At 29.6% G+C, this 13,031-nt stretch carries 12 protein-coding genes; all 12 read left to right on the top strand.

Annotated elements, in window-relative coordinates; all coding sequences use genetic code 11:
• The first annotated feature begins 150 nt into the window (after window positions 1-150).
• The 12 genes from RCG18_RS24405 (at window position 151) to RCG18_RS24350 (ending at window position 13,019) form a co-directional block, all read left to right on the top strand.
• On the top strand, window positions 151-570 hold the full coding sequence (locus RCG18_RS24405; RefSeq protein ID WP_308038578.1) for an organic hydroperoxide resistance protein: 420 nt from the start codon (window positions 151-153) through the stop codon (window positions 568-570).
• A 454-nt stretch (window positions 571-1,024) separates the two neighbouring features.
• Window positions 1,025-1,642: a hypothetical protein gene (locus RCG18_RS24400; protein ID WP_308038577.1), complete on the top strand. Its 618-nt coding sequence runs from the start codon at window positions 1,025-1,027 to the stop codon at window positions 1,640-1,642.
• A 24-nt stretch (window positions 1,643-1,666) separates the two neighbouring features.
• Window positions 1,667-2,257, top strand: coding sequence for a sigma-70 family RNA polymerase sigma factor (locus RCG18_RS24395; RefSeq protein WP_308042104.1), 591 nt, complete (start codon window positions 1,667-1,669; stop codon window positions 2,255-2,257).
• The gene (locus tag RCG18_RS24390) at window positions 2,244-3,122 is read left to right on the top strand and encodes a DnaD domain protein (RefSeq protein ID WP_308038576.1); all 879 of its coding nucleotides are present in this window, start codon (window positions 2,244-2,246) and stop codon (window positions 3,120-3,122) included. Before RCG18_RS24395 ends, RCG18_RS24390 begins: the two co-directional genes overlap by 14 nt.
• 11 nt (window positions 3,123-3,133) lie before the next feature.
• On the top strand, window positions 3,134-4,429 hold the full coding sequence (gene dnaB, locus RCG18_RS24385; protein WP_308038575.1) for a replicative DNA helicase: 1,296 nt from the start codon (window positions 3,134-3,136) through the stop codon (window positions 4,427-4,429).
• A gap of 990 nt (window positions 4,430-5,419) precedes the next feature.
• Window positions 5,420-6,619, top strand: coding sequence for an MBL fold metallo-hydrolase (locus RCG18_RS24380; RefSeq protein WP_308038574.1), 1,200 nt, complete (start codon window positions 5,420-5,422; stop codon window positions 6,617-6,619).
• Window positions 6,620-6,628: 9 nt separating this feature from the next.
• Window positions 6,629-7,345, top strand: a complete 717-nt coding sequence (locus RCG18_RS24375; RefSeq protein WP_308038573.1) for a trypsin-like peptidase domain-containing protein — start codon at window positions 6,629-6,631, stop codon at window positions 7,343-7,345.
• Complete coding sequence (locus RCG18_RS24370; protein WP_308038572.1) at window positions 7,345-8,082, top strand: Hachiman antiphage defense system protein HamA; 738 nt, start codon at window positions 7,345-7,347, stop codon at window positions 8,080-8,082. Before RCG18_RS24375 ends, RCG18_RS24370 begins: the two co-directional genes overlap by 1 nt.
• 10 nt (window positions 8,083-8,092) lie before the next feature.
• A complete protein-coding gene (locus RCG18_RS24365; RefSeq protein WP_308038571.1) occupies window positions 8,093-9,556 on the top strand; it encodes a DEAD/DEAH box helicase in 1,464 nt (487 codons plus the stop codon).
• Between the two features lie 56 nt (window positions 9,557-9,612).
• Entirely contained in the window at window positions 9,613-10,578 is a 966-nt protein-coding gene (locus RCG18_RS24360; protein WP_308038570.1) for a hypothetical protein, read from the top strand.
• A gap of 375 nt (window positions 10,579-10,953) precedes the next feature.
• Window positions 10,954-11,580, top strand: coding sequence for a hypothetical protein (locus RCG18_RS24355; RefSeq protein WP_308038569.1), 627 nt, complete (start codon window positions 10,954-10,956; stop codon window positions 11,578-11,580).
• Window positions 11,532-13,019: an ATP-binding domain-containing protein gene (locus tag RCG18_RS24350; RefSeq protein ID WP_308038568.1), complete on the top strand. Its 1,488-nt coding sequence runs from the start codon at window positions 11,532-11,534 to the stop codon at window positions 13,017-13,019. Before RCG18_RS24355 ends, RCG18_RS24350 begins: the two co-directional genes overlap by 49 nt.
• The last annotated feature ends 12 nt before the right edge of the window (window positions 13,020-13,031 follow it).

Below are 13,031 nucleotides of genomic sequence, written 5' to 3'. Positions count from 1 at the left end.
AAATTGGAATAATCTTAAAATAATTAAATCATGTTGATTTAATGGAATAATTATGATATATTAGATGTATAATAAATATTATTAATTAATAAATAATATTGAATGCGAGATTGATTTTATTTAAAAAACTTATAAAAGGGAGGTAAAATTATGAAAACTTTATATGAGGCAACTATGATTAATGTAGGAGCTAGAAAAGGACGAGTTTATTCGCCAGATATGTCTTTTAATTTAGATGTAGCTATGCCAAAAGAACTAGGGGGAGAGGAAACAACATTAACAAATCCTGAGCAACTTTTTGCAGCTACTTATAGTACTTGTTTTAATGGTGCATTGGAAGTTGTTTTGCAAAAATCTAGGGTAGAGTTTGAAAAAACTACTGTTACAGCAAGTGTATCCTTAGTAGAAGATCCAGAGGATAAGGGATTAAAAATAGCTGTAAAACTGCAAGTATCAATTGACGGAGTTGAAAAAGAAAAAGCAATAAAATATGCCAATATAGCTCACAAAAACTGTCCATATTCAAAAGCAATTAGAGGAAATGTAGATGTAGTAATAGAAGTTGTTTAAAAACAAATTGTAAGTTAACTTTTCTATAGACTATTTTAGTCTTATAAGGAGAAGTTAACTTTTTATTTTTTTGCTATAAAAAAAGCAGATACAAGAATTAAAAGATTCTTGTATCTGCTTTTTTGTTTAAATTTCCTGCAAAAATCGTATGACAAAAGAAAAATTATACCTGTGAAAAAATTAAAGAAAAAGATAGTTTTAATTGTAATTATAGGCTAATTTGTAGAGTTAAATAAGTGCTTTTTAATGAAATGGTATAAAATTAAAAACTAATATCGCAAAATGTATAATCGTAAAAGAATTTGTTTTTCAAATCGTGTCCGAATTTCTTTAAAAAACGTGCTCTGTATAAGTAGAGGGGTTTTTAAAAAACAATAATTATAAAACATTTCCTTCTTAAAAAATATATAAAGAAGGAAACATAGACAAAATTTAAATGCAAAGGAGTAAAAATATGAAGATTAAGGTGTTAACTGAAACAGAAAAGAATGAAATACTGAATTGGATTAAAAGGAAAAAGTTTTCTAACTTAAATAACTTGTGTATAGCTTTTAATGAATTTATAAGAAATCTGTACAGAAAACATATAAGGCATAAATATAGGTTATTACTTGATGATTTTAGATCAGAATGTCACTTGATGATTCTAGATTGTGCAGAAAATTTTAAAGGAAGCACCTTTGGGCAGTTGGTTAGCTATATTGAAGAAACAGTAAGTAAAAGAGTACTTACAATGAGTGAGAAACATAAAAAGTTTTGTAGAAAGGATATTCTAGGAGATTTGGAAGATAACTTAGCCTATGAAAAGTATCCTTTCCTTATAGATTTTGAAGAGCAGCTATTGAGCACAATGACTCTAGAAAGTAACTGTGATAGATACTTATGCGGAAAAATATCTGAATATGAGCTAGAGCTATTGAAAGAATTTATTTATGGCGGAGATTTAAAAGCTTTTGCTGAGTGTAGAGGAGTTAAGTATGAAAGTGTTATGAAAGCTTTAAAGAGGGCTAAGGAAAAGATCAAGAAGGTAATAGAAGCTTTACATATTAAAAGTGCTTATGATTTATCTTAATTTAATAATGAGGGGGTTTTTGAGATTAATGGCAACAAAATAATTGAGCTCATCCTAAAGGCAAAAGAAGGGGATAAGACTGCTATGGAGGAGATAATAAAAAGGTATACGCCTTTTGCTATTAAAACCGCCAGAAGCATCTATGTAAAGGGTTACGATATTGAAGATTTAATACAAATAGGACAAGTGTCAATAATCAAGGCTGTAAACATGTATGATACTGAAAGAGAAAATGCATTTACTACCTATGTGTTCAATACAGTAAGAAGAACTTTATATTTACTTATAAGAAGCAGTGTAAAAGAAGCAAAATGCTGCAGTCTACAGAGCTTGAACAAGGAAGGCTGTGAGCTTATAGAAGTTTTACCGGGCGAAGATGATATTGAAGAAGATATGGTTAAGAAAGAGGAAAAAGCTATGCTTGCTAGCGCTTTAAGGAAGCTTAATGAACAGGAAAAAGAGATTATCTACTGGTTTTACTTTGAAAGCAAAAGTCTAAGGGACTATGCAAATTTAAAGGGGATATGCTATAAGGCAGCTGGAGATAGAAAGAAAAAGGCACTTATGAAGCTTAAAAAATGTTTAGAGGGGATGGATTTTAATGGCATTATTTAGACAGGTAAGAACAGGTTTTTGGCAGGATGGTTTCATATTAGAACTTAAACCAGAGGAAAAGTATTTTTACATGTATCTTATGACAAACGCAAGAACCACACAATGCGGCATATTTAAATTAGTAAAGCCTCTTGCTCAGCTTGAACTTGGATATGATGGAGAAACTTTGGATAGGCTTTTAAAGAGTTTTATGGACTATGGAAAAATTGATTACTGCGAAGAAACAGATGAGATTATGATAACAAATTGGGCTAAATATAATTTTATAATCAGCAAAAATACAATAATATGTATAAACAAAGAACTTAAAGAAGTTAAAAATAAAGAGTTTGTAAAGAGAATGTACAGAATATGTTTGGAAAGAAATCATCCTGTAAAAGATATTTTTAACGGCATTGAAGTGGATGATTTAAATAGTGAAAAAGAAATAGAGGGTGCTTTTTTAGAAAATGGGAGTGAAGAAATGGATTCTTCAAAAGCAGCTAAGGAGGGGCTTTCAAGCCCTTTTGAAGCCCCTTATAAGCCCCTAGGGGAAGAAGAAATATATATAAATAAATCTTATAATAAACAAAAAGTAATAAATAAAAGTATAAGCAGAATTCTATTAGAGTTTAGTAAAAATATTAAGAAAGCCTCTAAAGCTGAAATAGAAAAATTTATTCAATGGAGAAAGGATTTTGAAGAAGAGGTTATAATAAAGGCGATTGAACAAGCGGTTAAATATAAAGCAAAGCATATTGGATACATTGAGAGCATTATTAAAAGTTGGGCAGCAGAGGGCATTACCACAATGAAAGAGCTGATGAAAAAACTTGATAGAACCAAGCCTAGGGTTAACTTTGATGCCTATAGGTATGTGGATTAGGAGGTGGCATTTTGAATATAGAAAAAATGTACAACCTTGACGCGGAGAAAAATGTGCTGTCTTCTATATTTATGAATAATGACAGCATATGCGAAGTGGTAGACCTGATAAAAGCAGAGGATTTTTATAGCTCAAACAATAAAATAATATATAAAAATTTAGTGGAAATGCAGGACAAGAGGATACCTATTGATATCGTGACTTTTTGTGATAGGATGGGGGAAGCTTTAAAGGAAATAGGTGGAGTAAGTTACATAACCGAGATTATAAATAGCAGTGTTACAGCCACAAATATAAAGAGATACGGACAGATCATAAAGGAAAAATCAAACTACAGAGAGCTTATGAAAATTTTTGAAAACTCTATGGAAAAGCTTAAAAAAGCTGAAGATTCCACGGATGAGGTAATAGATTACGCTCAAAACTCCCTTATGAAACTAGACTCTTCGGAAGCAAAGGATACTGGAGAAATGCTGCCTATTATGGATAAGTATATGGACACTTTGCAGGCTAGATATGAAAAAGGTGAAGCTGTTCAGGGAGTAAAAACAGGATATAAATCTCTAGATAAAATGCTTGGAGGACTTCAAAAGGAAGACTTAGTAATACTTGCAGCAAGGCCTTCTATGGGAAAGACCTCTACGGCTCTTAATATAATTTTGAATTCTGTTTTTAAAGAAAAAGCAAAAGTAGCATTCTTTAATTTAGAGATGGGACCAATACAAATCATAGATAGAGTGCTGTCAATACATACGGCAATTCCTATGGATAAAATAAAAAAGGCAGATTTAACGGATAAGCAGTGGTGTGCAGTAACCAAGTCTGCAGCGATTTTTGCGAGCTCTAATATGAAAATCTATAATAGAATTTATAAGATAAACCTTATAAAAAGTGAGTGCAGAAAGCTTAAGATAAAAGAAGGACTGGATATAGTTGTGATAGACCATCTCCAGCTTATTGAAGGTGTAAAAGGTGCGGAAAATAGAAATGTTGAGGTTTCCAAGATCACAAGAGAACTGAAGCTTATGGCAAAGGAACTTGATATAACTGTGCTTTTGATCTCTCAGCTTTCCAGAGCACCAGAGGCTAGGAGTGAGGACCATATGCCTAGGCTTTCAGATTTGAGGGAGTCAGGGAGTATAGAACAAGATGCTGACGTTGCTATGCTTTTATATAGGGATGATTATTATGACAAGGATTGTGAGGAGAAGGGAATTATTGAATGCATTGTGGCGAAGAATAGGAATGGAGAAGTAGGAACGGTGAGGTTTAGATGGTTACCGGAGATACAGGCATTGAACACTTAGTGAAGGGATGAGGCTCGAAATCCTTTAGACCCTCCAATTAGTAGATATGAAGTGTCTGTTGAATTATTTATTATTTTTTTGTTTAATATTTAACTCTTATATAGGATGATGACAAACCGATTTTTAAGTCTAAGGATTAAAAAGAAAGCAAGCACATTGACTAAAGGGGCCAGTAACAATAAGTTACTGACTCTTTAATCCGAAATAATTATATTCTTAATTAGTTGGACTTTAGTATAGTTTATGAAGTAGCTTACATGTTCTTGCCTCTCGCGAGGGATTACCTACCGTCTAGGTATCATATATAATATATATTTATAATTTTATAAAAATTTAAAATACTAATTAGCTTTATAACAAGCCTTTTTCTTTAAGCTTGTATATTTATTAAATCCTATTATTATAAGAAACTATCGAAATTATATAGAAGAATTAATAAAATTTACTGAATACAATTATAAAGAAATAATTCAGTCGCAAAAAATCGTTTCTTATAATTGATTAAAAAGATGTGATAATTTTATGATTCGAATATTCCTAAGGGTGTTAAAATGGAAAATAACTCTTACTTTAAAAGTTGAGAAACCCTAAGAACTCTGATTAATCTCTGGGTACCACTTTAAGAATATTTGAAAATAATTAATAAAAATATCAACTTTTCGGCTAGAGTATAGTAATTAATTTTGCTATTCTCTTCTTTTTTGAACCATTCTTAAAGTAAGAATAATTTATATCTTATTCAAAAGCTTATATTGTTCTTTTCGAATGAAGTATATAGTAAGCATTATCAACTAATAGAGTATCATCTTCAGTTTTAAAGAATAGATTTTACTTATAGTCGCGGTTTTTCTATTAGTAGTTTGTGGTTTTTGCCAATAACGCCAAAAATGTGTAAAGAAGTACTTTGTAATATATTGGACGACATGGTATTATATAATTAAAATGTTACTAATAAGTAAATTAAGTTTAAATATTATAGGGGCAAAAATTATGGATATAAAAGTTAAATCATTTCCATCTTCAAACGGAGAAAGTTTTTTCATTAAATTACAAGGGGATGTTACTACCAACATTTTAATAGATTGTGGGTACGTATCCACAACAGAGTTCATTATAGAAGAACTAAAGGAAATTAAAAAAAATAATCAGAAACTAGATTTAATTATTTTAACTCATATAGATAATGACCATATAAATGGTGCGAGAGATGTATTAAAGTATTTATTAGAAAAAAAAATTGATGTTGGGGAAGTATGGTATAATGACTATCTAAAAATTTTAGAAGGTGACTATTTAGAAGAAGATATTCCCAAAGACGCGGAAGAGTTTATTAGTTCATTATCACAAGTTGAATACAAAAATGATTCGACAATCCCTGTAAAGGAAAAAATTGGACACAACAGTGCTGTTTGTGTTGCAGAGTATTTGACTAAAGATGAATTATACAATAAATGGAATAAAACATTCGATCGAGGGAGTATATATGTAGGTGAAGATAACCTTAGAACGATTAAAATCAATGATGTTGCAGTTACAGTATTAGGTCCTAGAAAGAGCATATTGGACGATATATTCAAGGAGTGGCAAGATTACCTACTGGATTATATTAATGGAGAAGTTAAAGTAAAAAATATTAAAGTAGCTAAAGCTTTTGAAAAATATTTTGTCGCAATAAGAAGTGTTTGTAAAAAAGTGGAAAAAAGCAAGTGTTCATTAGACAGTATTAGTGATATGGTTGAATACTGCGATTATGATACTGATATTGTTAATAGGTCTTCAATAGCTGTAGTTATTGAGTTTAAAGGTAAAAGATTGCTATTTTTAGGAGATAGTAGTCCTATAGATATGGAAGAACAAATGGAACGGTATATAAAAAATAATTGTAACAATTTTAAACTTGTAAAAATTTCACATCACGGAAGTAAAAATAACTTATCAAAAGAAATGATAAAAATGATGAATTGTGAAAAGTATCTTGTTTCAACCAATGGAAAAAAGTTTAAACACCCAGATGTTGAAACCATATCAAAAATAATTTTTTTGGGAAACAGTAATAAAAAAATACATTTTAATTATAAGCCAGAGAAGGTTATTGACACTTTAAAAGTATTAGGGAAGAACGTGTCGAGTTACATAGAATATAAAAATGAGAAAATTAATGATAAAGATATACTGGAAATAGATTTATAGGAGATTATAATGGTTAAAAATATAGTTGGAAGAGTTTATAGTAAAGATAGACCCCTTGGAACTTGTTTTTTAGTAAGTGAAAAATATGTTTTTACAGCTAGGCATATTCTAGAAGATAAGGTGACGAAAAAAATAGAGAAAAAAGTAGAATGCGTATTTAGTTATAAAAATCAGAGATCATTTGGAAAATTGATTTATGAAGACGAGGAAAATGATTTCGGTATATTAGAACTTGAGAATAGCATAGAAAGTGATAATTACAGAATATCAAAATATATTATTGAAAAAAAAGATGAATGGGAATCCTTTGGTTATCCATCAAGTAGTATAGATGGGGTGGGCTTTAATGGATATGTTACTGAAAAAAGAGATAATAATAGACATGAAGTGTATATAAATAATCAAGAGGAAGGTGGTGAATGGACTGGAGCATCAGGTTCTCCTATTATAATTGAAGAGGAAATAGCGGGAATAGCACTTGAGCAGGAAAAAGGTGGAAATATAAAAACTAGATTAGAAATTGTAAGCATGGAATCTATAACGGATAAACTTCAAGTAAGCAAACCAGAAATATTGGAATCTATAGATGTGGGATACCACCCATTGCTGAAGGAGCGACTGAAATGCTTATCAAACGATTGTAAAGAACTTTTTCAGATAGCTACAGCGGTAAAAAAAGAAATACATTCAAATATCATGTATTTTCTGATAATGAAATTTCTATAGTGCACTTAGCAACTATTTTAAAATCCTACATTCACGAGTATGGTGTAGAGCTGATTTTAGATGAGCAGTATGGAAAAGCTAGAGACAGAATGAAAAGAAGGGAAATAGAGGATAAAATTGAAAGCAAAAAGCTACATATAATCAATCTTATTAAAAATGAATCGCAATTGGTACATATGTTACTATGGATACTAATAGAGGGAGAATTAGGATGTCCACGAATAGGGAGTTATATTGTTGATATAGAGAATAATATACCAAGGGATATATATATAAATAATAACAGCGAGGATATAAGTATTATTATAGGTAACGGTTATTTAGATAACTCTATAATTGATTTATTCAAGAATTGTATTAAAGAAATTGAGGATCATATACAGAAAAATAATACTAAAAAAAATATAATTATTAAGGATAAATTAGCTATTGAGTCGCTAAGCTATTCAATACAAAATAAGTTAAATAAGAATATGCTTCATAATTCTGGACAAGCAACAATGACAGGAAGCATTGCGATACTTATTGGGTTTAATAACAAGACGATATTTAGAGCTGAATTGGGCAATGAACAAAAAATGGAATATTTAAAAAGTTGTGTTGATGAGTATGAAGAAGAGTTCTTGAAGGTTATTCAAGGAAACGAATTAATAAATAAAATTGAAGTAAACTGGTTCTTTATCCCTTTCAAAGACGTTAGTGAATTTAATAATAATTTTAAGAATAAGTATTTATAGGGGTGAGAATATGGTAATATTTAAATTAGAAGAAGTTAAGAGAATAGATGAACTAATTCATAAATATAATACTTTAGAAATAAAAAAGCAATTTTTAAAGGAAGACATAGAAAAAGATATTATAGATGATGAACTAGTATTTATGGTGGAAAGTGCCAATTTATTAGCTTTATCGACTAAATATAGAAATAGGGATCGTGCTTTAAAAATAGCGACAATAATTCCTAATATAAGAGAAGATTATAAGTTAATAATTGGATGTAAAATTATATTGAATAAATTAAGAAATTTTTTAACACAAAGAAGATTAGATGAGTTGTTTCCTGAACATTCAAATAATTCTCTGTCTATACTAGAACGATTAAAACAAAAGTATGAGGTTATTAGCAATACTGTAAATATATTAGACGAAGAAGTAGTATTAAATAATATACAATATTCATTATATCAGTTAATTGAATCAAATAAAAATATAAGTATATCTGCACCAACATCTGCAGGAAAATCGTATATATTAATGAGGGCTGTTATAGAAAAATTAAATAGTACAAAAAAGAGTATAGTATATCTTGTTCCTACCAGAGCTCTAATAAATCAGGTTATGGAAGATTTAAGAAATCACATGAAAGAAAATAAATATTTTATAACTTCATCTTCAGACCTTCGAAATATAAAAAGTGAACAAGTTGGAATATTTGTATTAACTCAAGAGAGGTTATATCAATTATGCAATAATAGAAATGTCGAAATAGGTACATTAATAGTAGATGAAGCTCAAAATATAATGTATGGTAGTAGAGGAGTATTATTAGAATATAGTATAAAGTATGCTCGTAATATATGGAAAGATATTAGAATTATATTTTTATCTCCTATGATTGATAACCCCAACAAACTATTAAAGAAATTTAATAGTGAAGAGAATGAGTCATATTGTACGAAAGAGTATACCGTTAGACAAAACATTTTAAAGTTACTTAGGTTAGAAGGAAGAGGATATGAGTTAAAACTAAATAATGAAACAATTAAGGAAAAGATTGATATAACAAAGGGGTCAACATTACCAGAAAATATAGTGAATGCATACTTTCAGTTTAATAATGGAGAAAAAAGTATTATTTATTGTAATACGCCTAAAATGACTCAGTCAGTTTGTAAAAAATTATATGAAAGAACTTTATTAGAAGATAAAGAAGATAAAGATGATAGTGAGAGTTTGACGGAATTTGCAAACTTTGTAGAACGATATATTCATAAAAATTACATGTTAGTTAAATATCTAAAAAAAGGTATGGCTTTTCACTATGGGTCATTGCCTAGCTTTATAAGATTAGGAATAGAAAGTTTGGCTAGTGATGGATTGATACATACAATTGTATGTACCTCAACCTTATTACAAGGAATAAATATTCCGGCTCAAAATATTTATATATGTAATCCAAGAAAATCAAAAAAGATAGATTTGATAAGTTAGACTTTTGGAATTTAGTTGGTAGGGCAGGTAGAACAGGATTTGACTTAAATGGTAATGTGATTTTAGTTGATACTTCATCATGGGATAATATAAATACATATGATGAAAAAAATATTGTATTAAAATATGCTACAGAGTTAAATGAATCTCAAGTAAGAGATATAGAAAATGCTTTTAAATATGATATTTATGATAGCAAAAAGAAAGAGTTTATAGATAGTATTGAATCTGCATTGGTCTTTGATGAGATTGTTAACCAAAAAAATATCACTGTTCTTAGTTCACAAGTCATACAAAACCATGTTAAGGAAATAGTGGATAGGTATGATGAGATAAAGGGATTGTTAATTAAGTTAATAGGGATTAGACCACAAAATATTCAAAGACTTTGGCAGCTTTTCATTAGTTATGATGATGACATAGAGTCTTTTTTAATTCCCCATCCGTTCAAACGTAATTTTTTCTCTAGATACATTGAAGCATTAGATATAATTAATACCTATTTAATGGATGGAATACTATATAAGTTAAATCCAGATGTATCATTTGAAGATAATAAGAGTTATAGAAGTTTGGTATTTTGTTCGCTCGCCTGGATGAGAGGAGATTCTTTAAAAAAGATATTATTTCATGAATTCGACAATTTCAATGATGAAGATAAAGTAACGAAGCAAGTACAAGAGCAAATAAATTATTTAAATTCTCATATAAGGCATAAATTAATTAAAGGTATATATGCGTATCAGGAAGTCCTAAAAGAATATTTAATAAGAACGAAAAGAGAACATCTAATAGAAAAAATATCTAATATAGCGATGTTTTTAGAATTAGGTGCATGTGATGACACTGCTATAGAGTTAATTTCCTTAGGATTAATGAGAGAACTTGCATTAGAATTAGTAAAGAGGTTTAAAATTGATAATGAAGATTTGATTTTTACTTTAAAAAATTTAGATTTAAGTAGCATTGATTTAAGTTTATATGAAATAAATAGGCTAAAGGATTTTGTAGAAAAATTGTAGTAGCTTTTGTTATTTTTAACTAGATAAAAAATGAGTAAAAAAAGTAGTTTTAACTACTTTTTTTATTGCATTTTGGAGCGTAAACATCTATAAAACTTTTGAAATATAGTCTTAGTTTAAATATTCATGTTGAAAAACCAATTGATGTAGCCTGTAAATAAAAGATCGAAGATTAATATTGAAAGTAATAATCTTATTATAATATTTTGTAATGGAGAGTTTAATGATAAAATGATTGTATAACGAATAAAGTAATTATTAATAAATATGAGGGTATTGTAAAATATGTGAGTTTCTGTTATTTTAAATCATGAATTAATGAGTCTATTAGAATTTATTTTATAAGTTATAGAATAGTTTGAGGAGGGTTATAGATTGAGTTTTGATATTGTTAGAGGTAAGGTCTCAAAGCCAGAACAGACGAAACAGTTAATAGATCAAATTACAAAATATATGAGTGAACAAGATGATGATGGAACACTATATTTGGGATATCCGTTAACAGCAAATAGGGATACAGCCGTTACAATTGATGCATTATTAGTTACTGTAAATAAAGGTATGATAGCATTTATTTTTGGTAACAGTACAGATTCTAAAATAGAGCTATATGAACAACAAGATGCATTATATTTTCATATGGATTTTTATCTTAGAAATTACAGTAGTCTTAGAAAGGGAAGGAATTTGGCATTCACGCCTACGGTTATTACGATATTACCAATGCCAATTGATATTGATAGTGATGAATATTGTATAGTTACTAATGATGAGATAGTGAATAGCATTAATGGCTTAGATGGGTTTAACAAATCTTTGTATCGTAAGCTATGTGAAATACTTCAAAAAGTATCAGAAATAAAACCAAGAAAAAAACGTAATAATGTCAAGTTGGAAAATTCATACGGTGGTGTTATAAAAAGCATAGAAAAAGAAATTGCAAACTTAGACCAATGGCAAAAAAAGCTGCCTTTGAAATACCTGATGGACCACAAAGAATAAGGGGACTGGCTGGGTCGGGTAAGACTATAGTCTTAGCATTAAAAGCGGCATATCTGCATACTCAATATCCTGAAATGAAAATCGCAGTTACGTATTATACAAGATCACTGTATCAGCAATATATAAGCTTAATTACTGATTTCGTAAAAGAACTATCCGGAGAAGCAGTTGAATGGGAAAATCTTGATATAATACATGCCTGGGGCAGTAGCTCTGAAAAGGGGGTATATTCTAGCATAGCCGATAAGATTAATGTAAAACCATATAACCTAACAGCAGCTATGACTAAGTTTGGCAGGCAAAATGCATTTGGTGGAGCGTGTGAGGAACTTTTAGGTTATATTAAGAATGGGTATAAGCCAACGTATGATGCTATTTTAATTGATGAAGCACAGGATATGCCAAGCGCATTTTTTAGGTTGGTTTTTAATGATGTAAAGGAACCTAAAAGGATAATTTGGGCATATGATGAGCTGCAAAATCTATCAGAAGTTGAAATGCCTTCGTTGGAAGAAATGTTTGGAACTGATTCTACTGGTAGTTTAAATATTAGCCTAGAGAGTGAAGAAGATGAAGCGAAAAGGGATATTATTTTGCCTATATGCTATAGAAATCCACCTTGGACTTTATCATTAGCACATTCCCTTGGTTTTGGGTTATATCATAAGCCTATTTTACAAATGTTTGATTCTTTAGATCTTTGGAAGGAGATTGGTTATACCGTTAAAAGTGGAAGTTTAAAGCCGAATTATACAGTAACATTATCTAGAAAAAACTCATCAACGCCAGAATACTTTGATAACCTAATTAAAAAGGAAGAAAGCGTAGTGTTTAAAAGGTTTGATGTAAAAGAGGAGCAATATTTATGGGTTGCTGAAGAAATATACAAGAATATTCATAATGATGAACTAGATCCTGATGATATTTTGGTTATATTTCCAGATGTATATAATGCTAAGAGGCACTATAAGAATTTTGAGAAATATTTAAAACAAAAAAATATCAACTCAGTTTTAGCTGGTGTAGATACTAATAGAGATATCTTTAGAGAAGATGGAAGTATCACTTGTTCTCATATTTATAGAGCAAAGGGAAATGAATCACCTATGGTATATATAATGGACTGTGATTTTTGTGCATCAGGTATGGAACTAACAAAGTTAAGAAACATATTGTTTACTGCTATAACAAGGTCAAGAGCTTGGGTTCGTATTTGCGGGGTTGGTGATTTAATGGGCATTCTTGAGGATGAAATAAATCAATGTATAGAAAGAAATTATGAGTTAAAATTTAAAATACCTACTGCTGAGGAGATGGAAAGAACCCGAAGATTGAATAGAGAGCGTACTGTTGAAGAAAAGGAAAAAGTAGTAAAGGCAAAAACAAGTGTGAATGAATTAATTGAACAGTTAAAAGAGGGGAACTTGAGCCGGAATTGATTCCAGAATTGG

Origin of the sequence: Clostridium sp. OS1-26 (assembly GCF_030915445.1) — a bacterium.
Lineage (GTDB): Bacteria > Bacillota > Clostridia > Clostridiales > Clostridiaceae > Clostridium_AM.
Note: the sequence above shows the minus strand (reverse complement) of the source record. Positions and strands in the feature narration are given on the sequence as shown.

Coding starts and splice junctions, on each gene's coding strand:
- RCG18_RS24400 (WP_308038577.1), top strand. CDS start 1,025: ATGAAGATTAAGGTGTTAACTGAAACAGAAAAGAATGAAATACTGAAT.
- RCG18_RS24380 (WP_308038574.1), top strand. CDS start 5,420: ATGGATATAAAAGTTAAATCATTTCCATCTTCAAACGGAGAAAGTTTT.
- RCG18_RS24350 (WP_308038568.1), top strand. CDS start 11,532: ATGGCAAAAAAAGCTGCCTTTGAAATACCTGATGGACCACAAAGAATA.
- RCG18_RS24405 (WP_308038578.1), top strand. CDS start 151: ATGAAAACTTTATATGAGGCAACTATGATTAATGTAGGAGCTAGAAAA.
- RCG18_RS24365 (WP_308038571.1), top strand. CDS start 8,093: ATGGTAATATTTAAATTAGAAGAAGTTAAGAGAATAGATGAACTAATT.
- RCG18_RS24375 (WP_308038573.1), top strand. CDS start 6,629: ATGGTTAAAAATATAGTTGGAAGAGTTTATAGTAAAGATAGACCCCTT.
- RCG18_RS24390 (WP_308038576.1), top strand. CDS start 2,244: ATGGCATTATTTAGACAGGTAAGAACAGGTTTTTGGCAGGATGGTTTC.